General features: G+C 69.2%; 26 protein-coding genes. 14 read left to right on the top strand and 12 right to left on the bottom strand.

What is annotated here, in order from left to right:
• Nucleotides 1-22 precede the first annotated feature (22 nt).
• Complete coding sequence (locus MCHLDSM_RS29520) at nucleotides 23-901, top strand: alpha/beta fold hydrolase (RefSeq protein ID WP_048473341.1); 879 nt, start codon at nucleotides 23-25, stop codon at nucleotides 899-901.
• A 5-nt stretch (nucleotides 902-906) separates the two neighbouring features.
• Here the strand turns inward: MCHLDSM_RS29520 and MCHLDSM_RS29515 are convergent, their stop codons facing one another.
• Nucleotides 907-1,179, bottom strand: coding sequence for a WhiB family transcriptional regulator (locus MCHLDSM_RS29515; protein ID WP_048473340.1), 273 nt, complete (start codon nucleotides 1,177-1,179; stop codon nucleotides 907-909).
• A 119-nt stretch (nucleotides 1,180-1,298) separates the two neighbouring features.
• On the opposite strand from MCHLDSM_RS29515, the gene MCHLDSM_RS29510 reads away from it, so the two are divergent.
• On the top strand, nucleotides 1,299-1,922 hold the full coding sequence (locus tag MCHLDSM_RS29510; RefSeq protein WP_048473339.1) for a TetR/AcrR family transcriptional regulator: 624 nt from the start codon (nucleotides 1,299-1,301) through the stop codon (nucleotides 1,920-1,922).
• Nucleotides 1,923-1,928: 6 nt separating this feature from the next.
• On the opposite strand, the gene MCHLDSM_RS29505 is transcribed toward MCHLDSM_RS29510, so the two are convergent.
• Nucleotides 1,929-2,777 carry an AraC family transcriptional regulator gene (locus tag MCHLDSM_RS29505; protein ID WP_048473338.1) on the bottom strand — a complete coding sequence of 283 codons (849 nt, stop codon included), beginning with the start codon at nucleotides 2,775-2,777 and terminating at the stop codon, nucleotides 1,929-1,931.
• 25 nt (nucleotides 2,778-2,802) lie between these two features.
• On the opposite strand from MCHLDSM_RS29505, the gene MCHLDSM_RS29500 reads away from it, so the two are divergent.
• Nucleotides 2,803-4,065, top strand: a complete 1,263-nt coding sequence (locus tag MCHLDSM_RS29500; RefSeq protein WP_048473337.1) for an amidohydrolase family protein — start codon at nucleotides 2,803-2,805, stop codon at nucleotides 4,063-4,065.
• Here the strand turns inward: MCHLDSM_RS29500 and MCHLDSM_RS29495 are convergent.
• Genes MCHLDSM_RS29495 through MCHLDSM_RS29485 form a run of 3 tightly spaced genes read right to left on the bottom strand, consistent with a single transcriptional unit; the run spans nucleotide 4,056 to nucleotide 6,938 of the window.
• Nucleotides 4,056-5,864, bottom strand: a complete 1,809-nt coding sequence (locus tag MCHLDSM_RS29495) for a sulfatase-like hydrolase/transferase (RefSeq protein WP_048473336.1) — start codon at nucleotides 5,862-5,864, stop codon at nucleotides 4,056-4,058. The two genes, MCHLDSM_RS29500 and MCHLDSM_RS29495, sit on opposite strands and share 10 nt — an antisense overlap.
• Nucleotides 5,861-6,322 (bottom strand): SRPBCC family protein, encoded by a 462-nt coding sequence (locus MCHLDSM_RS29490; RefSeq protein WP_048473335.1) that lies wholly within the window; start codon nucleotides 6,320-6,322, stop codon nucleotides 5,861-5,863. The genes MCHLDSM_RS29495 and MCHLDSM_RS29490 overlap by 4 nt, the downstream gene beginning before the upstream one ends.
• Before the next feature lie 40 nt (nucleotides 6,323-6,362).
• Nucleotides 6,363-6,938: a TetR/AcrR family transcriptional regulator gene (locus tag MCHLDSM_RS29485; RefSeq protein ID WP_048473334.1), complete on the bottom strand. Its 576-nt coding sequence runs from the start codon at nucleotides 6,936-6,938 to the stop codon at nucleotides 6,363-6,365.
• Between the two features lie 176 nt (nucleotides 6,939-7,114).
• Here MCHLDSM_RS29485 and MCHLDSM_RS29480 point away from each other — a divergent pair, with 176 nt between their 5' ends.
• Genes MCHLDSM_RS29480 through MCHLDSM_RS29465 form a run of 4 tightly spaced genes read left to right on the top strand, consistent with a single transcriptional unit; the run spans nucleotide 7,115 to nucleotide 11,396 of the window.
• On the top strand, nucleotides 7,115-9,343 hold the full coding sequence (locus tag MCHLDSM_RS29480; RefSeq protein WP_048473333.1) for an acyl-CoA dehydrogenase family protein: 2,229 nt from the start codon (nucleotides 7,115-7,117) through the stop codon (nucleotides 9,341-9,343).
• Between the two features lie 15 nt (nucleotides 9,344-9,358).
• Entirely contained in the window at nucleotides 9,359-10,567 is a 1,209-nt protein-coding gene (locus tag MCHLDSM_RS29475; protein ID WP_048473332.1) for a thiolase family protein, read from the top strand.
• A 26-nt stretch (nucleotides 10,568-10,593) separates the two neighbouring features.
• On the top strand, nucleotides 10,594-10,986 hold the full coding sequence (locus MCHLDSM_RS29470) for a Zn-ribbon domain-containing OB-fold protein (protein WP_048473415.1): 393 nt from the start codon (nucleotides 10,594-10,596) through the stop codon (nucleotides 10,984-10,986).
• On the top strand, nucleotides 10,983-11,396 hold the full coding sequence (locus MCHLDSM_RS29465; protein ID WP_048473331.1) for a nuclear transport factor 2 family protein: 414 nt from the start codon (nucleotides 10,983-10,985) through the stop codon (nucleotides 11,394-11,396). The genes MCHLDSM_RS29470 and MCHLDSM_RS29465 overlap by 4 nt, the downstream gene beginning before the upstream one ends.
• On the opposite strand, the gene MCHLDSM_RS29460 is transcribed toward MCHLDSM_RS29465, so the two are convergent.
• The 6 genes from MCHLDSM_RS29460 to MCHLDSM_RS29435 are packed head-to-tail and all read right to left on the bottom strand — an operon-like array spanning nucleotide 11,391 to nucleotide 17,712.
• Entirely contained in the window at nucleotides 11,391-12,722 is a 1,332-nt protein-coding gene (locus MCHLDSM_RS29460) for an MFS transporter (protein ID WP_048473330.1), read from the bottom strand. The genes MCHLDSM_RS29465 and MCHLDSM_RS29460 overlap by 6 nt on opposite strands.
• The gene (locus tag MCHLDSM_RS29455; protein ID WP_048473329.1) at nucleotides 12,719-13,552 is read right to left on the bottom strand and encodes a putative hydro-lyase; all 834 of its coding nucleotides are present in this window, start codon (nucleotides 13,550-13,552) and stop codon (nucleotides 12,719-12,721) included. Before MCHLDSM_RS29455 ends, MCHLDSM_RS29460 begins: the two co-directional genes overlap by 4 nt.
• Nucleotides 13,553-13,581: 29 nt before the next feature.
• The gene (locus tag MCHLDSM_RS29450) at nucleotides 13,582-15,039 is read right to left on the bottom strand and encodes an adenylate/guanylate cyclase domain-containing protein (protein ID WP_048473328.1); all 1,458 of its coding nucleotides are present in this window, start codon (nucleotides 15,037-15,039) and stop codon (nucleotides 13,582-13,584) included.
• Nucleotides 15,040-15,053: 14 nt separating this feature from the next.
• Entirely contained in the window at nucleotides 15,054-15,356 is a 303-nt protein-coding gene (locus tag MCHLDSM_RS29445; protein WP_048473327.1) for a hypothetical protein, read from the bottom strand.
• Nucleotides 15,353-16,861, bottom strand: coding sequence for a class I adenylate-forming enzyme family protein (locus MCHLDSM_RS29440; protein ID WP_048473326.1), 1,509 nt, complete (start codon nucleotides 16,859-16,861; stop codon nucleotides 15,353-15,355). The genes MCHLDSM_RS29445 and MCHLDSM_RS29440 overlap by 4 nt, the downstream gene beginning before the upstream one ends.
• Nucleotides 16,858-17,712: an SDR family oxidoreductase gene (locus MCHLDSM_RS29435; protein ID WP_048473325.1), complete on the bottom strand. Its 855-nt coding sequence runs from the start codon at nucleotides 17,710-17,712 to the stop codon at nucleotides 16,858-16,860. Before MCHLDSM_RS29435 ends, MCHLDSM_RS29440 begins: the two co-directional genes overlap by 4 nt.
• A gap of 171 nt (nucleotides 17,713-17,883) precedes the next feature.
• Here MCHLDSM_RS29435 and MCHLDSM_RS29430 point away from each other — a divergent pair, with 171 nt between their 5' ends.
• Genes MCHLDSM_RS29430 through MCHLDSM_RS29415 form a run of 4 tightly spaced genes read left to right on the top strand, consistent with a single transcriptional unit; the run spans nucleotide 17,884 to nucleotide 21,861 of the window.
• On the top strand, nucleotides 17,884-19,461 hold the full coding sequence (locus tag MCHLDSM_RS29430; RefSeq protein ID WP_048473324.1) for a methylmalonyl-CoA mutase family protein: 1,578 nt from the start codon (nucleotides 17,884-17,886) through the stop codon (nucleotides 19,459-19,461).
• Nucleotides 19,461-19,862, top strand: coding sequence for a cobalamin B12-binding domain-containing protein (locus MCHLDSM_RS29425; protein WP_048473323.1), 402 nt, complete (start codon nucleotides 19,461-19,463; stop codon nucleotides 19,860-19,862). Before MCHLDSM_RS29430 ends, MCHLDSM_RS29425 begins: the two co-directional genes overlap by 1 nt.
• Nucleotides 19,859-20,815: an LLM class F420-dependent oxidoreductase gene (locus MCHLDSM_RS29420; RefSeq protein WP_048473322.1), complete on the top strand. Its 957-nt coding sequence runs from the start codon at nucleotides 19,859-19,861 to the stop codon at nucleotides 20,813-20,815. Before MCHLDSM_RS29425 ends, MCHLDSM_RS29420 begins: the two co-directional genes overlap by 4 nt.
• Nucleotides 20,812-21,861 (top strand): CaiB/BaiF CoA transferase family protein, encoded by a 1,050-nt coding sequence (locus MCHLDSM_RS29415; protein ID WP_082169134.1) that lies wholly within the window; start codon nucleotides 20,812-20,814, stop codon nucleotides 21,859-21,861. The genes MCHLDSM_RS29420 and MCHLDSM_RS29415 overlap by 4 nt, the downstream gene beginning before the upstream one ends.
• On the opposite strand, the gene MCHLDSM_RS29410 is transcribed toward MCHLDSM_RS29415, so the two are convergent.
• The gene (locus MCHLDSM_RS29410) at nucleotides 21,849-22,148 is read right to left on the bottom strand and encodes a 2Fe-2S iron-sulfur cluster-binding protein (RefSeq protein ID WP_234714234.1); all 300 of its coding nucleotides are present in this window, start codon (nucleotides 22,146-22,148) and stop codon (nucleotides 21,849-21,851) included. The genes MCHLDSM_RS29415 and MCHLDSM_RS29410 overlap by 13 nt on opposite strands.
• A gap of 114 nt (nucleotides 22,149-22,262) precedes the next feature.
• Between MCHLDSM_RS29410 and MCHLDSM_RS29405 the strand changes: the two genes are divergently transcribed.
• Genes MCHLDSM_RS29405 through MCHLDSM_RS29395 form a run of 3 tightly spaced genes read left to right on the top strand, consistent with a single transcriptional unit; the run spans nucleotide 22,263 to nucleotide 25,567 of the window.
• Nucleotides 22,263-23,696: a class I adenylate-forming enzyme family protein gene (locus tag MCHLDSM_RS29405; RefSeq protein ID WP_048473413.1), complete on the top strand. Its 1,434-nt coding sequence runs from the start codon at nucleotides 22,263-22,265 to the stop codon at nucleotides 23,694-23,696.
• Nucleotides 23,674-24,489 (top strand): acyl-CoA dehydrogenase family protein, encoded by an 816-nt coding sequence (locus tag MCHLDSM_RS29400; RefSeq protein ID WP_048473320.1) that lies wholly within the window; start codon nucleotides 23,674-23,676, stop codon nucleotides 24,487-24,489. Before MCHLDSM_RS29405 ends, MCHLDSM_RS29400 begins: the two co-directional genes overlap by 23 nt.
• Entirely contained in the window at nucleotides 24,476-25,567 is a 1,092-nt protein-coding gene (locus MCHLDSM_RS29395) for an acyl-CoA dehydrogenase family protein (RefSeq protein ID WP_048473319.1), read from the top strand. Before MCHLDSM_RS29400 ends, MCHLDSM_RS29395 begins: the two co-directional genes overlap by 14 nt.
• Nucleotides 25,568-25,605 lie beyond the last annotated feature (38 nt).

The following is a 25,605-nucleotide window of genomic DNA, read 5'->3' as shown; positions in this document are numbered from 1 at the left end:
TCGAGCGGGGAAAGATCAGGCTATGAGCGACGTGAAGTTCCTGGATCTGCACGGCGACCGGCTCGCCTACCGGGACGAGGGCAGCGGTGACGACGTGTTGCTGCTGATCCACGGCATGGCGGGCAGTTCCGAGACGTGGCGGTCGGTGATACCCCGGCTCGCCAAGCGGTACCGCGTGGTCGCCCCGGACCTGCTGGGGCACGGGCAGTCCGCCAAGCCGCGTGGTGACTACTCCCTGGGCGCGTTCGCGGTGTGGTTGCGTGACCTGCTCGACGAACTCGGCATCGCGCGGGCCACGGTCGTGGGCCAGTCGCTGGGTGGCGGCGTGGCGATGCAGTTCGCCTATCAGCATCGCGACTACTGCCAGCGTCTGATCCTGATCAGCAGCGGCGGGCTGGGGCAGGACGTCGGGTGGACCCTGCGCCTGCTCTCCGCGCCCGGTGCCGAGTTCCTGCTCCCCGTGATCGCGCCGCCGCCGGTGGTCAAGGCGGGCAACACGATTCGCGGTTGGTTGTCGGCCAGGAGTATTCATTCGCCGCGCGGCGCGGAGATGTGGAGCGCGTATTCGTCGCTGTCCGACGCCCAGACCCGGCAGGCTTTCCTGCGGACCCTGCGCTCGGTGGTCGACTACCGCGGGCAGGCCGTCAGCGCGCTCAACCGGTTGTACCTCACCTCCGAGATGCCGGCCCTGGTGATCTGGGGCGACGACGATCGGATCATCCCGGTGCAGCACGCCTATGGGCTCAGCGAACTCCATCCCGCATGCCGCCTCGAGGTGCTCCCGGGAGTCGGCCATTTCCCGCACGTCGAGAAACCCGACGACGTCGTCGACCTGATCGACGACTTCATCACCTCGACCACCGAGCCGGTCGCCCCGCCGGTGACCGACCCGATCGGCTGAGCGGACTACCTCTTCCGGACCGGGTGCCCGTTGCGCTCGGCCAGTGACCGCAACTGCTTGAGGGCGAACTGGCGGTTACGGCCGCCTTCGGGCAGCACGATGCCCGCCCACAGCCCCACTGCTCCGGGCGTCACGCACGCCTCGCGGGCGCACTGCCACCGGCGAGGGCAGGACCTGCAGAGTTCCTTGGCGCCTTCGTCCGCCGTGGTGATCCACCGGTCGGGATCGCGCGTGCACGGCGCGGTCCACGCCTCCTCGTCGATCGATACCGGATACATGGCCACACCCCTTCCCTGTCGTTCCCTGTCGGTTACGACGATACGCGTGTATCGCGCCGACAATACATTTGTACCGTTGCCCGCGCCGAGCGGCAGCGTTGTCTACGGTTACCCAGGTGATGTCCGACGCAGGCGTAAAAACGGGTGGCGAGCCCCGCAACATCGAACGAATCCGTGTTGCGGCGCTGCGCAGCTTCGCGCTGCACGGGACGTCGGCGACGACAATGCGCGGGGTCGCCGCCGCGGCGGGGGTGTCACTGGGGCTGGTGCAGCATCATTTCGCGACGAAAGCCGGTCTGATCAGCGCGGTCGACGAATACGTGGTGAAGCTCTTCGTGTCCTCGCTGGCCCGGCCGCTGCCGGACCCGCCCGCCGACTCGGTCACCGAGATCGGCACCCGGGTCACCACGATCATCGCCGAGCACCCTGACGTTGCGGCCTATCTGAGCAGGGCCCTGGTGGACGGGAGCCCCATCGGTGCGCAGTTGTTCGACACGCTTCTCGCGGTGGGCATCTCGCGGTGGCAGCAGCGCATCGACCGGGGCGAGGTGCGCCCCGACATCGACCTCACCTGGGCCGCGATCAATTCCATGGTGCTCGCGCTCGGCACCATCAGCCTCAAATCCCATGTGGAGCGACATCTGGGCGCGCCGCTCACCAGCCCTGGCCAACTCGAACGCTGGCAGAGGTCCGTCGACACGCTGCTGCGTGACGGCCTGTTCCGCCCCGGATCGTCGTCGTGACGGCCCTCAGGTGCGTTCGCCGGCAACTCGCCTGCGATAGGCGCTGGGGGTCTCGCCGCTGAACGCGGCGAAGGCGCGCGTGAAGGAACTGATGCTGCTGAATCCGACGTCGGTGGCCGTCTGCTGCACCGACTGCGCAGGGGCGGCGAGCAGCGCCATCGCCCGCAGCATGCGGGCATGCAGAAGGTAAGTGCGCCAAGGCATTCCGAGGGTCTCGGCGAACAACCGGCGCAGCGTTCGCTCGGACACCGCGACCGCCCTGCTCACCTCCTCGCAGGTGACCGTGCCGAGGTGGGCCTTGGTGTAGGCCAGGGCCGCGGCGACCAGCGGTTCCTCGGAGGTCGGCAGACTCAGGGGCGCCTCGTGGTCGAGTGCCTCGCCGACGAGCGCGGCCAGCGTGCGGAAGAACCCCTCGGAGACGCCGTCGTCCTCGGCGCTGCCCGGCCGGCGATCGATCGGCCAGCGCAACGCATAGATCATCATCTCCCTGATCAAAGGAGACACCGCGAGGATGCGGGCCCGGTCGCCGCCCCCGGGGAGCAGCGTGCGGTCGAACATCACCGCGACGGTCTTGACATCGGGATTCATCACGGCCTGGTGTTCCAGCCCGGCGGGAATCCAGGCCGCCTGCTGCGGGGGGAGCAGATAGTGCGCCGAGTCGGTCTCCACCTCGACGACGCCGTGCAGGGCGTATTCGATCTGGTGGACCTCGTGGGAGTGCCAACCGGTGATCAACGCGTCGCCCTCGTAGAGATAGCTGCCGCCGAGCGCCTGCCCGCCGCGGCGCAGTTCGATCACCGGACGAGGGTTGGCCGCTGCGGACAAGAATCTGTCCGAACGCGCAGAGACGGTCACGAGATCTCACGGTACTACTGAACTCATGAACGCCGACGACCTGATTCTGGTGAGCATCGACGACCATGTGGTGGAACCGCCCGACATGTTCCTGCGCCACGTCCCCGCCAAGTACAAGGAGGAGGCGCCGATCGTCGTCACCGACGACAAGGGCGTCGACCAGTGGATGTACCAGGGCCGCCCGCAGGGGGTCAGCGGCCTGAACGCGGTCGTGTCCTGGCCAGCCGAGGAGTGGGGCCGCGATCCGGCGGGGTTCGCCGAGATGCGGCCCGGGGTGTACGACGTGCACGAGCGTGTCCGCGACATGAACCGCAACGGCATCCTCGCCTCGATGTGCTTCCCGACCTTCACCGGCTTCTCGGCCCGCCATCTCAACATGCACCGCGAGGAGGCGACGCTGGTGATGGTGTCGGCCTACAACGACTGGCACATCGACGAGTGGGCCGGCTCGTATCCGGATCGCTTCATCCCGATCGCGATCCTGCCGACCTGGAATCCCGAGGCGATGTGCAACGAGATCCGCCGGGTGGCCGCCAAGGGCTGCCGTGCGGTGACGATGCCCGAACTTCCTCATCTGGAAGGACTTCCGAGTTATCACGACGACGACTACTGGGGCCCGGTGTTCCGGACCCTGTCGGAACAGAACGTCGTCATGTGCCTGCACATCGGCACCGGATTCGGCGCGATCAGCATGGCGCCAAACGCCCCGATCGACAACATGATCATCCTGGCCACCCAGGTCTCGGCGATGTGCGCCCAGGACCTGCTGTGGGGGCCGGCGATGCGCAGCTACCCGGACCTCAAATTCGCCTTCTCCGAGGGCGGCATCGGCTGGATCCCGTTCTATCTCGATCGCAGCGACCGGCACTACACGAATCAGAAGTGGCTGCGCCGCGACTTCGGCGACAAGCTGCCCAGCGAGGTGTTCCGCGAGCACTCTCTGGCCTGCTATGTCACCGACAAGACCTCACTCAAGCTGCGGCACGAGATCGGCATCGACATCATCGCCTGGGAGTGCGATTACCCGCACTCCGACTGCTTCTGGCCCGACGCGCCCGAGCAGGTGCTGGCCGAGCTGAACGCCGCCGGGGCGTCGGATGCGGACATCGACAAGATCACGTGGCAGAACTCCTGCCGCTTCTTCGACTGGGATCCGTTCGCGCGCACCGAGAAAGCCGACGCCACCGTCGCCGCGCTGCGCGCCAAGGGGGCCGACGTCGACGTGTCGATCCGGCCGCGCGCCGAGTGGGCGCGGCGCTATCACGACAGGCAGCTCGCTCAGGCCTGAATGAGCCGGCGTACCGCGGCGAATGGCGACCATCGCTGCGGTGGCCGGCGTCGCGCGTACGGCCAGGGCTGATGCCGTTCCGGAACCGATTCCGCACGAACCAGTTTGAGCTCTGCGCGCAGGTGCGAACGCAGTTCGTGCAGGTCCGGATCGGTCCACCGGTTGACCGCCTCCACAGGATCCGCAGTGAGGTCGTAGAGCTCCCACTGGTCATCGAGTGGGTCGTTGCGGTACATCGGCCCACCCAGGCCGGTCGCCGCGAGGTGACGCACGCCGGGCTCGGTCCATGTCGCGGGGTCGTCGAACGAGCGCACCAGCTTCCAGAGATGGCCTGCGCCCCCGGGTGCCGCGCTGTCCTCGACCCTCAGCACCAGGCCTTCGAAGTTCGCGGCGGTGTGGGCGGGGATGCGGATACGCAGGGGCGCAGGCACATTCGTGGTCAGCTTCAGCATCCGTGCCAGGCCGGACGCGCCGGTGTCGCCCTCGAGCACATTGTCCCGCGTCATCAGGTAGACGGCGCGCGCGTCGTCGGCATCGGCGCCGTCGACCACCGGCATCAGGTCCCGGCCGGGCAGAGCATGGACCTCGGTGAACGACTCGGCGAGCACCCGCGCGGTCGCCGCGACGTCGACTCCCGCCGCCGACAGCAGCGTCGGCACCAGGTCGACATGGGACGTGGGAGCGGTCACCGTGCGCGGCGACGACGTGCGCGCACCGACCCGGGCGATGACGAACGGGACACGGGTGGCTTCGTCGTAGAGGTTGAACCACTTCTGGTGCAGCCCGCCGTGCGCCCCCAGCAGGTCGCCGTGGTCGGCCGTGCGGACGAGCACCGCGTCGGCGGAGCCGCCGTCGGTCACCGCGCGGCGGACCCGGTCGATCGGGGAGTCGACCTCCGCGTGCAACCGGTAGTACAGGTCACGGTAGGCCTGCGCGTTGCGCCGGTACGTCCGCTCGATCGTCCGGGCGGGGCCGTACCCGGAGTAGTACGCCTCGCGGAAGGCGATCTGCGCGGCGGGCTTTCCCGCGAGATCCTCCTCGGCGGTGGGGGCCGGCGGCACGTGCGGCGGGTCCAGTGGGGACGGTCGTAACGGACTGCGCCGTGCCCAGGCCGGAAACAACACGATGTCGTGCGGGTTGACGAAGCTCGCGACCAGCAGGAAGGGCCTCGCCGCCCCGGGGTCACCGGCGCGGCGCCGGGCGTAGCGGTCCTCGAGCCATGCGACGACGCGGTCAGCGATCAGCGGATCGCGCCGGACACCGGCATTGGACAGCTTGGCGCCGTGCGGCTCAGGGCCGACCCACCCGGAGAAGCCGTAGGGTGCAAGCGGATCCGCGTCGAGGTACCGGCGCACCGCATCGGGGTCGACGACCCCGTCGTCGTCGTTGGTGGCCAGCGACTCCCCGGTGGCGGGGTCGACGAGATCGGCGTGGGAGATGTGCCACTTGCCGTCGTAGTGGGTGTCGTAGCCGGCGGCGCGGAACCAGTTGCCCAGTGTCGGCACCTCGCCGCGGCGCAGCCAGCGCAGCCGGGAATCGTCGTGAGCCTTGCCGATCCCGTCGGTCTGCGTGACGCCGTGCAGGTCGGGATACTGCCCGGTGAAGATCGTCGGTCGGCTGGGCACGCAGGCCAGCGAGCCGGTGTAGTGGCGGACGAAGCTGACCCCGTGCGCGTCGAACCACGCCGTGCCCGGCAGATTCTCGCGCCGCCACGCGGCCAGTGCCGCCGGTTCGTAGGGAGGAGCTGCGCGCTCTTCGTCGGTCATCACGATCACGATGTCCGGTCGCGCAGAGGTCATGACGAAACCCTTTCGGTTGCCGTTGCCAGTGAATCCAGCAGTGGTGCCGATCGTCTCGCCACCAGCCCCGCCGCGATCCGCTCGAGGATCCGGCCCAGCGGGCGGGCCGTCGTACGCACCGACGTGGTCAGCGTGACCGTGCTTCCCGAGCCGGTCCCAGACCCGTCGTGGGGCAGCACGTCCCAGCGGTTGGACACCGACAGCCGCGGGGGTAGGCCGGCGATCTCGTATTCGAGGACGTGGGGCGCGCGGTGGTCGGTGATCGTCTCGACCACGGTGTCGCGGCCCATCTGCACCCGCCGGCTCAGCCCCAGGGGTGGTTTCGCCTCGACGTGGTTGAGCAGGCAGCAGTGGTCGACACCGGCCGCCCAGCCGGCCAGGTCGCCGAAGTCGGCGAGCAACGCCCAGACCGTCGCCGGTTCGGCGGACAGGGTGCGGGTCCGGCTGACCTGTGCCATGGGCTCATCATCGCGTGTGACGGCCCTCCGCGCTGGCCGATCAGGGCACACGCAGCCCGCCGATCACGGTGCGGGTGATGGATTCGGCCCGCCGGCGCGGGAAAGCGCGGCCTTCGGTCAGGACGGCGTAGACGATGCCGCCGACGATGGCGTCGGCGGCGTCGCGGGCCGCGTCGTTGTCGCACCCGTGATCGAGCAACCGGTTGCGCACGGTGTCGTGCAGCGGGGTCGAGAAGCCCGCGTTCAGTCGCGCTGCGGTGTCGGGGTGCTCCATCCCGGCGGTGGTCAGAAACCTCAGCATCGCATTGCCCCTGGCTGTGGTCAGCGCCGCCGCCAGGTCGACCGCCCAGGCGCTGACGTCTGCGGTGACGTCGGTGCCGGAGGCCACCGGGCGCAGGATCCGGTCGGCGTCTTCGAGGATGACGTCGGCGACCAGGGCATGCCTGCTGGGCCACCAGCGGTAGATCGTCTGCTTGCCGACGCCCGCCCGGGCGGCCACCGCCTCGATGGTGAGCCTGTCGAAACCCCGGTCGAGCAGCAGTTCGCGGGTCGCCGTGACGATGGCCCGGCGCGACCTCTCGCTGCGTCGCCGGGGCGCGGTGACCGTAACGGCCATCGGCGACCTCCTGACTGATCACGGCTTTACACGCAGGTGCTGCAGCCGTAGTGTGCCACAAGACGAGACGGTGCGTCTCGTGAGCGGCCGGCGAAGGGTGAGATGTCCATGGCGGGAACGGCACTGGTGATCGGTGCCGACGCGACCCGCCGATCGACGACCGTGCGGGAGCTGACGTGACGATCGGGCTCACCCCCGAGCAGGACCAGTTGGCGGCCGCCGTGACGGATTTCGCCGAGCGGCACGCGCCCATCGAGAAGACTCGCCATACCTTCGACTCCCTCGCCGCGGGGGAGCTGCCCGCGTGGTGGGACGAGTTCGTCGCCAACGGTTTTCACGCCGTACACCTGCCCGAACGTGTCGGGGGACAGGGCGGGACGCTGACCGACACGGCCTGCGTGATCGAAGCCGCCGCTACGGCCATGCTGCCCGGTCCGGTGCTGCCCACGATCATCGCCGGCGCCGTGGCATTGCTGGCCGACGACACCGCCGCCGCACAGGCGCTGCTCGTCCGGCTCGCCGACGGCGCGCCGGCGGCGCTGATCACCGATCGCGACGGGCTGCGCGCGACGCCGGCCGACACCGGCTGGACGCTGAGCGGCACCACGGCCGCCACGCCCGGTCTGTGTGCCGCGCAGGTGATTCTCGCGCCCGCACGCTCCGCAGGCCGCACCCTGTGGCTGATCATCGACCCCGCCGCACCGGGTGCGCAGATCACCCCGCTGCGGGGCACCGACAAGACCGTGGACGTGGGCGCCCTCCGGCTCGACGGACATCACTGCGCGGCGGACAGGCTGCTCACCGGCATCGACGACGAACGAGCGCGCTGCCTGGCGGTCGCGCTGACGGCCGGCGCCGCCTCCGGGGTCATCCGGTGGTGTGTGCGCGCCGTCACCGAGCACCTGCGCACGCGCGAGCAGTTCGGCCGCCCGATCGGCTCGTTCCAGGCGCTGCAGCATCAGGCGGCCATGCTGCTGGTCAACAGCGAACTGGCGACCGCAGCGGCATGGGATGCGGCGCGTTCGGCGGCGGAGTCCTTGACGCAGAACCGGATCGCGGCCGCATCGGCCGCACTGATGGCGGTCGGTCCCGCGCCCGATCTGGTACTCGACTCGCTGACAATGTTCGGCGCGATCGGCTACACCTGGGAACACGATCTGCATCTGTACTGGCGCAAGGCCACCAGCCTGGCCGCCTCGATCGGGCCGGCGAGCCGCTACGGCTACGAACTCGGGGAGCTCACCCGCACCGAGAGCCGCGACGTCGCCGTCGATCTCGGCGACCTCGAGGCCGGGTTCCGGGCCACCGTCGCCGGCGTCCTCGACGAAGCGGCCACGCTGCGCAACGAACGGCCGGGGCGGCAGGGGGACTACGAGAACCTCGCCACGGGTCCGCAGCGCACCCTGCTCGCGGACGCCGGGCTGATCGCGCCGCACTGGCCGCGACCCTGGGGCGTCGACGCCACGGCGCTGCAGCAGTTGATCATCGACGAGGAGTTCGCCAGGCGCCCACAGCTGGTGCGGCCGTCGTTGGGCATCGCCGAATGGATCATGCCGTCGCTGATCAGCTCCGCGCCCGAACACGTTGCGCAGCGGTTCATTCCACCGACCCAACGCGGCGAACTCGGCTGGTGCCAGCTGTTCAGCGAGCCCGGCGCCGGGTCCGACCTGGCGGCGCTGACGACGCGTGCGACGAAGGTCGACGGCGGCTGGCGGATCAACGGCCACAAGATCTGGACCTCCTCGGCGCACACCGCCGACTTCGGGGCCCTGCTGGCACGGACCGATCCGGATGCGGCCAAGCACCGGGGCATCGGGTACTTCATCGTCGACATGCGCTCCGACGGCATCGACATCCAGCCGATCCGGCAGGCCACCGGTGAAGCGCACTTCAACGAGGTCTTTCTCACCGACGTGTTCGTTCCCGACGAACTCCTGCTCGGCGGCCCGACGGACGGCTGGAATCTGGCGATCGCGACCATGGCCCAGGAACGTGTGGCCATCAGCGGTTACGTCAACTTCGACCGGGCGCGCATCCTGCGTGCGCTGGCCGATGACGGCAGCCAGGATCAGGTCCGGGTGCGCAGCGCGCTGGGGGAAGCCGACGCCTACGCCACCGCGATCAAGGTGCTGGCCGTGCGCGAGGTGCTGCGCCTGCTCGACGGGCAGGCGCCCGGGCCGGCGTCGAGCATCGCCAAGGTGGCGATGAACGTGATGTTGCGCAGAACCTTCGCGGCCACCCTCGACCTGTCGGCTCCGGCGGGCCTGCTCGAGGATGCCGGGCAGGGAGGGGCGCCGCTGGTCGAGCAGTACTTCCACCTGCCGGCCGAACTGATCGGCGGGGGCACCAGAGAGATCCAGCTCAACATCATCGCTCAGATGATCCTCGGGTTGCCCCGCGCCTGAAAGACAGGATTGCACATGGGATTACGTGGCGAAGCCGCCATCGTCGGCTACGTGGAGCTGCCGCCGGAGCGGATGAGCAAGGCGACGGTCGCCCCGTTCATGATCGAGCAGTGGGCCGAGCTGGCCTCCGCCGCTCTGGCCGACGCCGGACTCGCCGGAACCGACGTCGACGGGATAGTCGCCACCCACCTCGCCGAGTCGGAGATCTTCGTCCCGTCGACCGTTGCCGAATACCTCGGCGTGCGAGCGAACTTCGCGGAGCTCGTCGATCTCGGCGGCGCGAGCGCCGCGGGGATGGTGTGGCGGGCCGCGGCGGCGATCGAGCTGGGGATCTGCGACGTGGTGCTGTGCGTCATCCCGGCGCGCTACCTCACCCCGACCTCGGACAAGTTGCCCCGCCCGATGACCGACGCGGTGTTCTTCGGCGCGTCGAGCAACCAATACGGTTCGCCGCAGGCCGAATTCGAGATCCCCTACGGCAACCTCGGCCAGAACGGCCCGTACGGTCAGGTCGCCCAGCGGTACGCGTCGATCTACGGCTACGACGAACGGGCCATGGCCAAGATCGTGGTGGACCAGCGGGTCAACGCCAACCACACCGAGGGCGCGATCTGGAAGGACACGCCGCTGACCGTCGACGACGTGTTGGCCAGCCCGGTGATCGCCGACCCGCTGCACATGCTCGAGATCGTGATGCCGTGTCTGGGCGGCGCGGCCGTCGTGGTGGCCGGCGCCGACGTCGCCGCGCGCTGCGCGAACCGGCCGGTGTGGATCAAAGGGTTCGGCGAGCACGTGCCCTACAAGACGCCCACCTACGCCGAGGATCTGCTGCAGACGCCGATCATCCGGGCCGCCGAGACGGCCTTCGCCATGTCGGGACTGACGCGCGCCCAGATGGACATGGTGTCGATCTACGACTGCTACACCATCACCGTGCTGTTGAGTCTCGAGGATGCCGGGTTCTGCGAGAAGGGCAAGGGGATGGAGTTCGTGGCCCGGCACGACCTCACCTTCCGCGGCGATTTCCCGCTCAACACCGCGGGCGGGCAGCTGGGTTTCGGTCAGGCCGCCAACGCCGGCGGCATGCACCACGTGTGTGACGCCACCCGGCAGATCATGGGGCGCGCGGGCGCGGCTCAGGTGCCCGACTGCCACCGCGCGTTCGTCTCGGGAAACGGCGGCATTCTGTCCGAACAGACCACGCTCGTGCTGGAGGGGGATTGACCGTGGACCACACCTTCGCGCGCCCGATGCCGGTCAAGACACCCACCACGGCACCGTTCTGGGATGGCTTGGCCGAGCACCGGGTCGTCATCCAGTACTCACCCTCGTCGCAGTCCTACGTCTTCTATCCGCGGGTGCGCGCCCCGCGCACCCTCGCCGACGACCTGGTGTGGCGGGAGATCTCCGGGATGGGCACGCTGTACACCTACACCGTCGCGCGCAGGCCGGTCGGCCCGCACTTCGCCGATGCGGTGCCGCAACTCCTTGCGATCGTGGAATGGGATGAGGGACCACGGTTCTCGACGGAGCTGGTCAACGTCGAGCCGGCCGACATCGTGATCGGGATGCGGGTGCGACCGGTGTTCTGCGACTATCCCGATCACGGCGTCACGCTGCTGCGCTACGAGCCTGTCGCATGAGCGACGTCGACGACCGGCAGCAGATCACCGACGTCCTGATCCGCTATGCGACCGGGATCGACACCCGCGACTGGCCGTTGTTCCGCACGGTGTTCACCGAGGACTGCCGGCTGGACTACGGCGAGATCGGTGTCTGGCACGGCGTCGACGCGGTGACCGAGTTCATGGTCGCCGCGCATGCGCCGGCCGGCCACACGATGCACCGGATCACCAACCCGGTGGTGACCGTCGACGGGGACACCGCCCGGGCGCGGGCCTATGTCGACGCGCTGATCATGGCCGCCGACAACGACTCCGGCGTGCACGCGGCAGGTGTCTACGACGACGAGTTCGTACGCACCGACCGGGGCTGGCGGCTCGCCCGTCGCCGATTCACCACCGTGCTGGTGGAAACGGTCGGCGCCTCATGATCTTTCGCCCTGGGTGACCAGCTTGCGCAGCGGACGGCGCGCCGTCTCGCGCATCGTCAGCACGGTCAGCAGCGTGACGAGGGCGGCACCGATCACGTAATACGCCGGGGCGATCTGGTTGCCGGTCCGCGCCACCAGCCAGGTGGCCACATACGGGGCGGTGCCGCCGAACAGGGCCACCGAGATGTTGTAGCCGATCGAATACCCACTGGACCGCACGCGGGTGGCGAACAACTCGGCGCCCGCCGCCAGCGCCGTCGACGCGAACACCGACTCGATCGCGGCCAGGCCCGCATGCGCGGCGATCGCGGCGGCCAGCGAGCCACTGTTGAGCAGAAGGAACAACGGATAGGTGAAGATCGCGAACAGCACCGATCCGGCGATCAGCAGCGGTTTACGCCCGATCCGGTCGGACAGCGCGCCCAGCGGGGGGATCAACGCGATCGCGACGACGCTGGCGACGGTGATGGACACGAAGGAATCGGTCTTGCTGAACTCCAGCGTCTTGGTGAAATAGCTTGGCAGGAAGGTGAACACGACGTAGAAGCCGACATTGTGGATGATCACCAGCCCGATGATCTGCAGGATGGGCCGCCACGCGGTGGTGATCGCCTCCTTGAGCGGGGACGCCGACACCTCCCCCGAGTCGCGCAGTTCCACGAACTCAGGGGTGTCACCCAGGCGCGTCCGGATGTAGAGACCGACGGCACCGAGCACGCCGGCTATCAGGAACGGTATCCGCCAGCCGTAGGCGTCCATGGCGGACTCGGACAGCACGGCCTCCAGCGCGGTCACGGTCACCGAACCGAGCAGGAAACCCACCACCACCGACCAGACCAGGAACGAGACCACGAATCCGCGGTGCCGGTCGGAGGCGAACTCGGCGAGATAGCACGCGCCGCTGCCGTATTCGCCACCGGCGGAGAACCCCTGCAGGCAGCGTAGGAGCAGCAGCAGGATCGGCGCGAACACGCCGATACTCTGATAGCTGGGGACCAGCCCGATGGCGAGGGTGGATGCCGACATCATCAGGATCACCAGCGCCAGCACCTTCTGCCGGCCGATCCGGTCGCCCAGCGGACCGAAGAAGAAGCCGCCCAGTGGCCGCATGAAGAACGCGGCGGCGAAGATCGCGAAGGTGTTCAGCAGCGCCGCGGTCTCGTCACCCGGGGGGAAGAACTTCTCGGCGATGTAGGTCGCGAGGAACCCATAGATCGCGAAGTCGAACCATTCGACGGTGTTGCCGATCGCCGCGCCGCGCACCGCCTTGGCAACGGTGCCTGATGCGGCGTGGGTGCGGCGCGAGTGCTCACGATCGACGGTCATGACAATCCTCCGGGCAGTCGGGATGCAAGGGCCGCACTGTCGTAGTGCTCGTGGGGGAGGTCGGTGATGAACATGTGTCCGGGCGCATGGACGATCGCGATCGGCGGCGCGGCGCTCTGGACCGCGGTCTGCGGTGTCACCCCGCACGCCCAGAACACCGGGATCTCGCCGTCGGCGATCGCCACCGGATCGCCGAAATCGGGGCGGGCGAGGTCGCCGATTCCCAGCGCGGCCGGGTCGCCCGCGTGCACGGGGGCGCCGTGCATGGCGGGGAAGCGCGCCGTCACGTCCGCGGCGCGGGCCAGATCGGTGGGTGGCATCGGACGCATCGAGACCACCATCGGTCCGCGAAACGGTCCGGCGGGCACACAGGGGCGGTCGGTCACGTACATCGGAACGTTGGTGCGCTGACGCTGATGGGCGAGAGGGATACCGGCCTCGGCAAGCGCCCACTCGAAGGTGAAGGAACACCCCAGCAGGAAGGCGACCAGGTCGGCACGCCAGTGGCGGTGCACGTCGGTCGGTTCGTCGATGCACTGCCCGTCGGCGAACACGCGGTAGCGCGGGAGGTCGCTGCGCAGATCGGCGGTGGGGGCCAGCATCTGCGGGCAGGGGCTGCCGGTCGCGGTCACGTCGAGCAGGGGGCACGGTCCCGGATTGCGGACGCAGAATCGCAGGAAGTCCAGCGCGTACGCCTCGGGCAGGATCACCAGGTTGGTCTGTGCGAACCCCGGCGCCAGTCCGCTGGTGGGCCCGGTGTGCCGTCCGGCCCGGATGTCGGCGCGCGCCCGTTCCGCAGCGGTCACATCCCGGGCTGCCGCGGTTCGCATACGCGAGCATTCCCCATTCGCGCGCGGAACTAACGCGCAGGTGAACCGGGTGTGTAGAGGTCGGTGACATCGGAGCGTCCCCGCAGGGTGGTCTCGCCACGGGGTGACCAGTGGGCCTGTTCCTCCGCGCCGGCCCGATCGACGGCCGCGCCGGAACTCAACACTCGACCGGGGTGCTCTTTGGCGCAGTCGGCGAGCCGTGCCGCCTCGTTGACGGGGTCGCCGATCACGGTGTACTCGTAGCGGTTCTCCGCCCCGATGTTGCCCGCGAACACCGGGCCGGCCGACACGCCGATGCCGAAATCGAGACTGAGACTGGTCAATTCGTCCGCGAGGGTGCGTGCGACAGCCAGTGCGGCCGACGCGGGGTCGGCGATGCGCAGCGGCGCACCGAACACCGCGAGCGCGGCGTCGCCCTGGAATTTGTTGATCAATCCGTGCCGCGCGTCGACCTCGGCGACGACGATGCGAAAGAAGTCGTTGAGGATCCGGGCCACCTCGTGTGGTTCCCGCTCGACGGCCAACCGGGTCGAGTCGGTGAGGTCGACGAACAGCACCGCCACCTCCCGTTCGTCGCCCTCGGGCGACTCGCCCTGTTCCAGCGCGCGACGGGCCACCTCCTCGCCGACGTGCCGTCCGAACAGGTCGTGCAGCCGGTCACGTTCCCGAAGACCCGCCACCATGCGATTGAATCCGATTTGCAGACGGCCGATCTCGGACCACTCGTAGACCTCGACGCTGCCGTCGATGTCGCCCCGCTCCACGTCGGCCATCGCCGCCACCACCTGGCCGATCGGATCCGAGATCGACATCGACACCACGAGCATCGCGCGCAATCCCAGGACGACGGCCACCAGAGCCAGCACCAGCAGTGCCAGTTCGATCGGACTGTCCTCGGTCAACAGCCAGTTGCGGTACCGCAGGATCAGCAGGACAGCGATCGCTGTGCCCGGCAGCGCCGTACACAACGTCCACATCAGGATCAGCCGCGCCCGCACGCCCGGTGCGGCAGGTCGTTCGCCCGGTGGCACGCGGGCCATCAGCGGCCGCAACGTGCGAAGGGTGAACAGGAAGCCGGTGCACACCGCGGCGATCGCGCCGAAGAGCAGCGTCGTGGTGATCACGACGAACACCGACGCCTCGGCATCGCGGTTGAGCGGCACCAGCACCGCCGCGGTCAACAGCCATGGAGCCAACATGATCCCCGCCTGCCGACGGATGATCTTGGCGGTGGTGGCGATCTCGGCAGGGGTGGGCCGCCGTCCCGCCGACAGCCACCGCAGCGACGGCCGCAGGATGGCGACCGCGCCGAGCCCGACGGTGGCCGTACCGACGGTCACGACCACCACCAGGGTGACGATGTTGCCGAGCGTGACCACGCCACCGCCGCCCAGCGCGCCGACGATGGCCGCGACCTCCACGACCGTGAGCAGGTAGGCCGTGGTCAGACCCACCGCGTACCGGGTCAGCAGCCGCCGTGGCCTCACACGGGGAGAAGCTATCAGTCGCTGGCGGGCAGCGGCTTGGCTTCCTTGAGGGTCAGGGCAGTGGATCCGATCGACAGCGTCCCCTTGCCGGCCTTCGTCACGAGCACCTCGGCGCCGCCGTCGTCGACGTAGCGCTTGCCCATCTGGTTGCCGTCGGCGAGCGCCTCGTCGAGCGACAGGCCGCCGTCGACGCTGTCGCCGACCGGCACCATCGGTGCGCCGCCGGCCCGCAGATCGTCGAGGCTGTCGGCGCTGCGCACCACGATCACCTGGGTGTCACAGACCTGGCTCTGCAGGCGGGTGCCGTTCTTGATCATGCGGGCTCCTTCGACGTGGCGTTGAGTTCGTTGACGAGTTCACGGCGCAGCACCTTGCCGGTCGCGTTGGTGGGGAGTTCGTTTCGGAACACCACCCGGTCGGGAGTGCGGGATCCGCGCAGCTGCGCGCGGACATGGGCGCGCAGATCCTCGATGTCGGGCTCGGTGCCCTGATGGGCGACGACGACGGCGACGATGATCTGACCCCATTCGGGATCGTCGGCGCCGACCACGGCACAGTCGCGAACGTGCGGATGCTCGACGAGCACGTCCTCGATCTCGGCGGGCGCGATGTTCTCACCGCCGCGGATGATGGTGTCGTCGGAGCGGCCGCCGATGAACAGGTATCCCTCACCGTCGAGGTACGCGGCATCCTTCGTGGGGAACCAGCCGTTCTCGTCGAGGACGGATCCGATGTCGGTGTACCTGCCCGACACCTGCTCGCCGCGGACGAACAGTTCTCCGGGTTCGCCGGGGCCGAGCACCCGTCCGTCGTCGGCGCGGACCTCCACGTCGATGCCGGGCACCGGCCGGCCCACCGAGCCGAGCCGGCGGATGGCCGCCTCGTCGCCGGCGGCGAGTGCGGCGCGGTGATCGTCCGGGGTGAGCACGGCGATGGTGGAGCTGGTCTCGGTCAGACCGTAGGCGTTGACGAAGCCGACCGTGGGCAGCAGGTCGAGCGCCTTGCGCACCAGCGGCAACGGCACCTTCGAGCCGCCGTAGGCCAGCGTGCGCAGCGTGGGCAGCGAGACGGCTCGTGCCTCCAGGACCGAGACGATGCGGTCGAGCATCGTCGGCACGACGGTGGCCGACGTCACGGCCTCCTCGATCACCAGCCGCACCCACTGCTCGGCGTCGAAGTGCCTGAGGTACACCATCTTCCGGCCCGCGTACAGGTTCGACAGCGCCGCGCCGACCCCCGCGATGTGGTACGGAGGCACGCAGATCAGCGCGGCGTCTCCCGGCTCCGCGGAGGCGAATTCGACGGTGCCGGTGATGTAACTGGTCAGGTTGTTGTGAGTGAGCTCGACGGCCTTCGGTGTGGAGGTGGTGCCCGAGGTGAACAGCACGACCGCGACGGCGTCGGGATCGGCGAACACCGGAATGTCCGGGCCGGGCTCCGTTTCGTCTGCCGCGGCGCGGAATTCGGCGGATCCCAGTACCCGGTACCCGTCACCGACGGCCGCCCGGTACTCGTCGTCGACGACGACGAGCGGGTCGGGCAGGCGATCGAGAAGGGCGCGCAGGCCGTCGGGGGAGAGCCGGTAGTTCAGCGGCGTGACCGGTATCGCCGCGCGGGCCGAGGCGAACAACAGGAGGGGAAGCATCGCGCCGCCCGTGCCGACGTATGCGACGTGCCGGGCGCCCGAGGAGGCGATCACCTGCGCGCCGCCATCGGCGAGCGCGCTCAACTCACCGGTGGTGAGCCGGGTGTCGTCGTCGACCACCGCCGTCCGATCCGGATCGGCCGACGCAGCCATTTCCAGCAGCAGGGAGATACTCATGACTTGTCCAGGAAGATATCCCACAGCGGGTCGTCCCCGCCGCCGTACGTCGACAGATCGGTGACGCCGGCGGCGGTCAGCACATCGGCGTCGATGAAGGTCCGGCCGTTCACCTCGTGGGCGGGCCTGGCCAGGATCGCCACCGCGGCGTCGCCCATGATGTCCGGGCTGCGGGAGGCGTCGACGAGGTCGTCGCCGCCGGGGAGGTTCGCCACCGCGGAGGTCGCGATGTAGGTCTGCGGCCACAGGCAACTGAAGCCGATGACCGCCCCGTCGCGTTCGCCGCGGAACTCCTCGGCCCACCCCAGCGACAGCAGCGTCATGCCGTATTTGGACAGCGTGTAGGACGGGTGCGCACCCAGCCAGTGCGGATTCGTGTTCAGCGGTGGCGCCAGCGTGAGCACATGAGGGTTGGCCGACGTCCGCAGGTGCGGCAGCGCTGCCTTGGTGAGCAGGAAGGTGCCGCGCACGTTGATGTCCATCATCAGGTCGAACTTCTTAACCGAGAGTGCCTCGGTCGGTTCGGTGGCGATGGCGCTCGCGTTGTTCACGACGATGTCGATGCCGCCGAAGTGCGCGACGGCGGTGTCCACCGCGCGCGCCACGTCGTCCTCGTTGCGCACGTCGCCGACCACCGCCACCGCCTTACCGCCGGCGGCCTCGACCTCGGCGACCGCGGTGTGCACGGTGCCCGGCAGGCGGGGGTGCGGCTCGGCGGTCTTGGCCAGCAGCACCACGTTGGCGCCGCGCCGTGCCGCGGCCAGGGCGATGGCCAGGCCGATCCCGCGACTGCCGCCCGACACCACCATGGTGCGGTCGGTGAACGGCGACTCGGTGGGTACGTCGGACATCGCGCCTCCTTGTGGGCACCGGATAGTGACGTTCTCATTTTATGCGAATCACGTAATCGCTGTGTACCGGGGCTTCGGAGTTGCGCTACGGCCGCCGACACCCGTCGCTGCGTGCATCTTTGCCTCAGACGGTATTGGCATTCTCATTTTTTGCAAGTACGTTATCCACTGATGAGCGACCCAGTACAGACACCCTCCGGGCTGCCGCTGGAGCCCGTGTACGGACCGGCCGACCGGGCCGGCGATCCGCCACCGCCGGGTACCTATCCGTTCACCCGCGGCAACTTCGCATCGGGATACCGCGGCAAGACGTGGACGTTCCGGCAGTACTCCGGCTTCGGCACGGCCGAGGAGTCCAACCGCCGGTATCGCTACCTGCTCGATCAGGGCGGCACCGGGTTGTCGGTGGCGCTCGACCTGCCCACCCAGTGCGGCTACGACTCCGACGACCCCGAATACGGCGAGGAGGTCGGGCGGGTCGGCGTGGCCGTGGACACGCTCGCCGATGCCGAGGTGCTGTTCGACGGCATCCCGCTGGACGCGATCAGCACCAGCTTCACGATCAACGGCACCGCTGCGATCCTGTTGGCGTTCTATGTGGCGGCCGCCGAGAAGAAGGGCGTCCCGCGCGAGAAGCTCACCGGCACCATCCAGAACGACATCCTCAAGGAGTACGCGTCGCGCGGCACCTGGATCTGGCCGCCCGAGCCCTCGCTGCGGTTGATCGCCGACACGATCGAGTTCTGCGCCGACGAGGTGCCGAGATTCAACGCGATCTCGGTGGCCGGTGCGCACTTCCGTGACGCCGGCGCCAACGCCGTCCAGGAGATGGCCTTCACGCTGGCCGACGGTGTCACCTACTGCGACACCGTCGTCGAGCGCGGCCGGATGACGATCGACAAGTTCGCACCGCAGATCTCGTTCTTCTTCTACACCCACGGTGACTTCTTCGAGGAGATCGCGAAGTACCGGGCGGGTCGGCGGCGCTGGGCGACGCTGGTGCGGGAGCGCTACGGCGCCACCACCGACAAGGCGTCGATGTTCCGGTTCGGCTGCGTGGCCGGTGGTGCGTCGCTGTATGCGCCCCAGGCGCAGAACAATCTGGTCCGCGTGGCCTACGAGGCGATGGCGGCGGTGCTCGGCGGTGTCCAGTCGATGTTCACCGCGGCCTGGGACGAGCCGTTCGCGCTACCCAGCGAGGAGTCCGCGACGCTCGCGCTGCGGACCCAGCAGATCCTGGCCTACGAGACGGGTGTCACCAAAGTCGCCGATCCGCTGGGTGGTTCGTACTTCGTCGAGGCGCTCACCGACGCCACCGAGGAGAAGATCATCGAGATCATGCGCGATCTCGAGGAGCACGGTGGCATGGTGCGCTGCATCGAGGACGGCTACCTGCAGGGGCTGATCGCCGACGAGGCCTACACGATCCATCAGGAGGTCGAATCGGGTGCGCGGCCCGTGGTCGGCGTGAACAGATTCGTCACCGACGAGCCGCCGCCCGAGATCGCCACCTACGAACTCGACGCCGAGGGACGGGATCTGCAGCTCAAGCGGCTCGCGAAGGTCAAGGCCGAACGTGATGCCGTCGCCGTCCGGCAGGCACTGACAGCGCTCGCGAAGAGCGCGGAAGGCACCGACAATCTGATGCACAACCTGATCGACTGCGCCAACGCCTACTGCACCGTCGGTGAGATGGTGTCCACGCTGAAGTCGGTGTGGGGCGAGTTCGTCCAGCCGGTGGTGTTCTAGTGACCACCCGGGTACTCGTCGCCAAGCCCGGCCTGGACGGCCACGACCGCGGCGCGAAGATCGTCGCACGCACGCTGCGTGACGCGGGCTTCGAAGTCATCTACACCGGCATCCGCCAGCGGATCGAGGACATCGTGTCGATCGCTCTGCAGGAAGATGTTGCGCTGGTGGGTCTTTCGATACTCTCCGGTGCGCACGTCGCGCTGACCCAGCGCACTGTCGATGCGCTGCGGGCGGCCGACGCCGGCGACATCGCCGTCGTCGTCGGCGGCACCATCCCGCAGGCCGACGTCCAGAAGCTGCTCGACGCGGGAGCGGCCGCGGTGTTCCCGACGGGGACCTCGCTCGAGGATCTGGTCCGTGACGTCCGCGAGCTGACCGAGACGGCGGACCGGTCATGAGACTGGGCGTCATGATCGGGGCCGAGCGCGGGGACATGGCGCGCAAGGTCGCCAAGCTGGTCTCCGACATCCAGTGGGCCGAGTCGGCCGGTCTGGACACCGCGTGGATGCCGCAGGTGCCCAACGACTTCGACTGCCTGACCATGGTCGCGCTGATGGCCGCCCACACGACGCGGATCGAACTCGGTACCGCCGTCGTGCCGCTGCAGGCCCAGCACCCGATCGCGCTGGCCCGCCAGGCTCTTTCGGTGCACGCGATGGCCTCCGGCCGGCTCGCGCTCGGGGTGGGCCCGTCGCACCACTGGATCGTGCGCGACATGCTGGGCCTGCCCTACGACAAGCCCGCGGCCTACACCCGCGACTATCTCGAGGTGCTCGACGCCGCGCTCGCCGGACCGGGCGACGTCGACGTCGAGAACGCATCGTTCACCGTGCACAATCCGACGGTGCTGGCCGCCGAGACCCCGCTTCCGGTGCTCGTGGCCGCGCTCGGACCGGTCATGCTGCAGATCGCCGGCGAGCGTGCCGACGGAACCGTGCTGTGGATGGCCGATGAGAAGGCGATCGGCGAGCACATCGCCCCGAAGATCACCAAGGCCGCCAGCGAGGCGGGGCGTCCCGCGCCGCGCATCGTCGCCGGAATCCCGGTGTGTCTGTGTGCCACCAGCGAGATCGACGCGGCCAAGGAGCGCGCCAACCGCATCCTGGCCGAGGCCGAGACGTCGCCGAATTATCAGCGGCTGCTCGACCGCGGCGACGCGCGCAACGTCGGAGACCTCTGCGCTGCAGGCGACATGGAACACATTCTGGCGCGGTTCAAGCAGTTCGCCGACGCCGGCGTCACCGATCTGTCGGTGCGACTGCTGCCGATCGGCGACACCCGCGACGAGCTGGTGGCGTCGAAGTACCGCACCCGCGAGGTGATCGCGGAGCTCGCCAAGGCCGTGCAGTGAAGGGCCCGCTGGCCGGCATCCGCGTCCTGGAGGTCGGCGTCATGCTGGCGGGTCCGTACGCCACGATGATGCTCGCCGACCTCGGCGCAGACGTGCTCAAGATCGAGCCGCCGGGCGGCGAGATCTCCCGCCAGGTCAGCGACAGCTACTTCGCGAGCCTGAACCGCAACAAGCAGAGCGTCTGCCTGGATCTGCGGTCCGCTGAGGGCAGGCAACGGCTCGGCGAGCTGGTCGCGGATTCCCATGCGCTGCTGGTCAACATGAAGCCCTCGGCGATCCGGCGGCTGGGCCTGACCTACGAGTCGCTGCGGCAGTACAACGAGGGCATCGTGTGCGTGGCGCTGACGGGCTACGGCCTCGACGGCGGGGATGACCCGGCGTTCGACTACGTGATCCAGGCGTCGACGGGGGTGGCGGCGATGACCGGCGACCCGGAGGGTCCGCCGACGCTGCCGGGGTACTCGTCGGCCGACAACTCGACCGGCCTCACCGCGGCACTCGGCCTGCTGGCCCAGATCGTCTCCGGGCGAGGGGGACAGGTCGACGTGTCGCTGCGCGACGTCATGCTCTCGCAGCTGAACTACCGCGCCGCCGCGTATCTCAACGACGGTACCGAGCCGCGCCGGCACCCGTACGGCGCGCATTCGTATTATGTTCCGGCGCAGCTGTTCCCGACCGCCGACGGATATCTCGCGCTGTTCGTCACCCACGACGCCTTCTGGGCGGCGTTCGCCGCGGAGGCCGGAATCGCCGGCTTCACCGCCATGGCCGAACGGGCCTCTCGGCGCGACGAGGTGCTGGAGCTGGTCGGCGCCGCGCTCGCGACGGACACCGCCGCCCACTGGGAAGCCCGGCTGCGGCCGCTCGGCATCCCGGTGTCAGCGGTGCGGACGCTGCCCGAGGCGTTGGCCGCCACCCCCGAGGCAGTGGTCACCGCGGGGGACTTCCGGTTGGTGCGCAGCCCGATCCGGATCGCGGACCATCAACCCGCGTACCGTCCCGCGCCCCGTCTCGACGAACACGCGCGCACCGCTCACTCGTCGTAGGTGACCGCTACATCGGGAGTGTCCGGAACTGCCTGGCAGGTCAGCACGTATCCCTCGTCGACCTCGTCCTCGGTCAGTGCATCGTTGACCCGCATCGTGGCCCGGCCGGTCTTCAACAGCGCCATGCACGTCCCGCAGTTGCCGGCCTCGCAGGAGAAGGGCGGACCCATCCCGGCGCGGCGCGCGCTGTCGAGCAGCGTCTCCCCGGGTCTGGTCGGCACCGACGCGGTGCTCCCGTCCAGCTGGATGGTGATGGTGCCCCCGGTCAGACCTGTTTCGGCGTCCACGCGACGTCCCGCTCCTTCACCGATCGACATTGTCATTCTGATAATAGGAGAATACTATTCTCCTCGACAAACGGTATTCCTCTCATCATCATCCACGAGGAGGGCGTGCGCGACGTGAGTGAGCCCATGGCGCTCGCGTTCGGGGAACGGCAGTACAGTCTCGCCGACCTCGACGCCCAGGCCGAGGCGATGGCCGCCGCACTGCGCCTGCGCGGGGTCGGTCCGTCGTCCCGAGTCGCCGTGATGTCGTCGAACCGGCCGGAATTCGTTGTCGCGCTGCGGGCGATCTGGCGCCTCGGGTCGGCGGCGGTGTTGCTCAGCCCGGCGTGGAAGCCGGCGGAGGTCGGCCACGCACTGTCACTGACCCGGCCGGCGTATGCGGTGGGCGACCACGCGGTGCTCGCCGCGGCGATGCCGATGCTGCATGTGGACGAGCCGATCCCACCGGCATCGTGCGCGGCGGAGGCGGTCGACCCCGGGGCGGACGCGGTCCTGGTGTTCAGCTCGGGCACCACCGGGATGCCCAAAGCCGTTCGGCACACGCACGCCTCGCTGGCTGCCGCGATCCGGCACTGGCGCGGGGCGCTGCAGCTCACCTCGGCAGATCGTCTGCAGGTGATGACACCCCCGTCGCACATCCTCGGACTGCTCAACATCGCGACGGCGCTCGACACCGGGGCGTGGATTCGGCTGCATCCACGCTTCGACATCGAGACGATGCTGCGCCACATCGAGGCCGACCGCATCACCGTCGACATGGCAGTCGCCCCGATCGCGCTGGCGCTGTCGGCGCACCCCGGCCTGGAAGCCCACGACCTGTCGTCGCTGCGCTACCTCATGTGGTGCGCCACGCCGGTCACCAGCAGCGTGGCCCACGCCGTCACCGAGCGCACCGGGGTCGCGTGGGTGACCGCGTACGGAGCCAGCGAGCTGCCCGTCATCTCCTGCAACGATCTGCCCTCGGCGCGCCTGGACACCGTGGGCCGTGCTGTCGACGGCGTGCGCGTGCGGGTCGTCGACACCGAGACCGGGACGCCGCTGAGCATCGGCGCCGACGGGGAGATCCAGGTGCGATCGGAGGCCACCATGGCCGGCTACCTCCCGGAAAGCGCTACGGCCGAGGCGTTTTCGGAGGGTTGGTACCGGACCGGCGACATCGGCAGCCTCGATGCCGACGGCCACCTGCGCATCACCGACCGCGCCCGCGAGATGATCAAGGTGCGCGGCTTCCAGGTCGCGCCCGCCGAGATCGAAGCGGTGCTGCACGGCCATCCCGCCGTCGAGGACTGCGCGGTGTTCGGTGTCCCGGCCCCCGACGGGGAGGCGATCATCGCCGCCGTGACGGTGGGCGCCGCCGTGGAGCCCGACGCGCTGATCGCCGTCGTGGCCGACCGGCTGGCGTCCTACAAGCGGCCCAGCCGGGTGGTGATCGTCGACGAGATCCCGCGCCTGCCGTCGGGCAAGGTGCTGCGCCGAGTGCTCAGGGAGCGGGCGTTGAGCGGTTGCGCTGAGAGTGGAGGAATCCGTGGACGTTCGTCTGACCAGTGAACAGGAGCAGCTGCGTGCTGCGGCTGCCGAGTTGGCGGCCGGCCTGGGGCCCGGGTCGGTGGCCGAGCTCGACGACGAGGTCCGCGTCGCGCGGTTGGAGAAGGCGTTGGACGCGACCGGCTTTCGCGTGTTGCGCTCCGACGGGGCGTCCGCTGTGGAGGTCGCGATCGTGGCCGAGGAGTTCGGCAGGCGGCTGGTCGATGTGCCGTTCCTGGGGCCTGTGCTCGTCGACGAACTGCAGCGCCGGCTGGGCCGCACGGTCGCGGTCAGCGATGAGCCGCTGACGTCGGTGGATCTGACCGGCGCCCTCGCCGGTGTCGTCGAGTCGCCGCCGGAACTGAGCCGGCTGTCCGAGGAGGAGTCGGGCCGCTGGTATGCGCTCGCGCTGGCGACCAGCACCGCGGACATCCTCGGCGCGGCCAGGGGAACGCACGCGCTGGCAACCGAATACGCCGCCGTGCGCGAGCAGTACGGCGCGGCGATCGGTTCCTATCAGGCCGTGGCGCATCTGCTCGCCGAAGGCCTGGCGCTGATCGAAGGGGCGATCAGCGTGGTGCGCCACGCCGCCTGGGCCGTCGACGAACTCCCGGTGGCCGAGGCCGTCGAGGCCGCCCGGATCGCCAAGATCTACTGCGCGCGCGCCGCGATGACGGTGTGCGAGACGTCGATCCAGGTGCACGGCGGCATCGGCAACACCTGGGAATGCCTGGCCCATGTCTATCTGCGCCGGGTCCTGGCCGCCACCGAGGTGTGGCCCGTGAAGCTGGAGGAGCTGACCATTGGACTTTCGTGATTCCGCCGACGAGGCCGCGTTCCGGAAGCGCCTGCGGACCTGGCTGATCGAACAGAAGGGCAGGTTCCCGACGTCGGGCGACGCGTACTGGGCCAAGGCCGGACAGTGGCACCGGGCACTGTTCGAGGCGGGGTTCTTCGGCACGTCGTGGCCGAAGGCGTACGGCGGTCACGATCTGCCGCCGGTGTACGACGTGATCGTCGACGAGGAGATCGCGAAAGCCGGTGCGCCCGCACGGCCGAGTCTGGGCTACCTCGTCGTCGGCCTCAGTCACCACGGTAGCGAGGATCTTCGGCGGCGCTTCCTGCCCGGCATGATCAACGGCACCGAGCGGTGGTGTCAGGGTTTCTCCGAGCCGGGCGCGGGATCCGATCTCGCGTCGCTGACGACGACGGCAGTGCAGGACGGGTCTGAGTACGTGATCCACGGCCACAAGATCTGGACGAGTTACTCCGACGTGGCCGACTGGTGCCTGGTGCTCGCGCGCACCGACAAGACCGTGCCCAAACACAAGGGCATCTCGGCGTTCATCGTGGACATGCACCAACCCGGCATCGAGCAGCGTCCGCTGAAGATGATCAGCGGCGTGACCCGGGAGTTCGGTCAGGTGAGCTTCGACGGCGCCCGGGTGCCCGCCGAGAACATGGTCGGCGCGCCGGGCGAGGGGTGGAAGCTGGCCATGACGGTGGTCAGCCACGAGCGGGAGCCCTCGACGCTCGGGTTCTCGGCACGCTACGGAAAGACGGTGCGCCAGATGGCGTCCCGCGTCGACGGCGCACCGAACGCCGAGCTGCTGTGGGCATGGGTCCAGACCGAGATGCTGCGGCTGCATGTGCGCAGACGGCTCTCCGAGCAGCTCGACGGCCTGACTCACGGTCCCCAGGGGTCACTCGACAAGCTGCTGATGACCTGGGTCGAGCAGTCCGTCGGCCACGCCGCGCTGCACACCGTCGGCACCGGCGACGAGGAGCTGTTCGGCGCCTACATGTACAGCCGCGCCCAGAGCGTGATGGGCGGCACGTCGCAGATCCAGAAGAACATCATCGCCCAACGCATCCTCGGACTGCCGGCCCCGTGATGCCCCCGGCAGACACCAGATCGACGACCAGTGGAGGA

Origin of the sequence: Mycolicibacterium chlorophenolicum, assembly GCF_001044235.1 — a bacterium.
Taxonomy (GTDB): Bacteria; Actinomycetota; Actinomycetes; order Mycobacteriales; family Mycobacteriaceae; genus Mycobacterium; species Mycobacterium chlorophenolicum.
Note: the sequence above shows the minus strand (reverse complement) of the source record. Positions and strands in the feature narration are given on the sequence as shown.

Coding starts and splice junctions, on each gene's coding strand:
- MCHLDSM_RS29440 (WP_048473326.1), bottom strand. CDS start 16,861: ATGAGTATCTCCCTGCTGCTGGAAATGGCTGCGTCGGCCGATCCGGAT.
- MCHLDSM_RS29515 (WP_048473340.1), bottom strand. CDS start 1,179: ATGTATCCGGTATCGATCGACGAGGAGGCGTGGACCGCGCCGTGCACG.
- MCHLDSM_RS29430 (WP_048473324.1), top strand. CDS start 17,884: ATGAGCGACCCAGTACAGACACCCTCCGGGCTGCCGCTGGAGCCCGTG.
- MCHLDSM_RS29460 (WP_048473330.1), bottom strand. CDS start 12,722: ATGACCGTCGATCGTGAGCACTCGCGCCGCACCCACGCCGCATCAGGC.
- MCHLDSM_RS29465 (WP_048473331.1), top strand. CDS start 10,983: ATGAGCGACGTCGACGACCGGCAGCAGATCACCGACGTCCTGATCCGC.
- MCHLDSM_RS29490 (WP_048473335.1), bottom strand. CDS start 6,322: ATGGCACAGGTCAGCCGGACCCGCACCCTGTCCGCCGAACCGGCGACG.
- MCHLDSM_RS29520 (WP_048473341.1), top strand. CDS start 23: ATGAGCGACGTGAAGTTCCTGGATCTGCACGGCGACCGGCTCGCCTAC.
- MCHLDSM_RS29420 (WP_048473322.1), top strand. CDS start 19,859: ATGAGACTGGGCGTCATGATCGGGGCCGAGCGCGGGGACATGGCGCGC.
- MCHLDSM_RS29495 (WP_048473336.1), bottom strand. CDS start 5,864: ATGACCTCTGCGCGACCGGACATCGTGATCGTGATGACCGACGAAGAG.
- MCHLDSM_RS29510 (WP_048473339.1), top strand. CDS start 1,299: ATGTCCGACGCAGGCGTAAAAACGGGTGGCGAGCCCCGCAACATCGAA.
- MCHLDSM_RS29475 (WP_048473332.1), top strand. CDS start 9,359: ATGGGATTACGTGGCGAAGCCGCCATCGTCGGCTACGTGGAGCTGCCG.
- MCHLDSM_RS29455 (WP_048473329.1), bottom strand. CDS start 13,552: ATGCGAACCGCGGCAGCCCGGGATGTGACCGCTGCGGAACGGGCGCGC.
- MCHLDSM_RS29470 (WP_048473415.1), top strand. CDS start 10,594: ATGCCGGTCAAGACACCCACCACGGCACCGTTCTGGGATGGCTTGGCC.
- MCHLDSM_RS29435 (WP_048473325.1), bottom strand. CDS start 17,712: ATGTCCGACGTACCCACCGAGTCGCCGTTCACCGACCGCACCATGGTG.
- MCHLDSM_RS29485 (WP_048473334.1), bottom strand. CDS start 6,938: ATGGCCGTTACGGTCACCGCGCCCCGGCGACGCAGCGAGAGGTCGCGC.
- MCHLDSM_RS29500 (WP_048473337.1), top strand. CDS start 2,803: ATGAACGCCGACGACCTGATTCTGGTGAGCATCGACGACCATGTGGTG.
- MCHLDSM_RS29445 (WP_048473327.1), bottom strand. CDS start 15,356: ATGATCAAGAACGGCACCCGCCTGCAGAGCCAGGTCTGTGACACCCAG.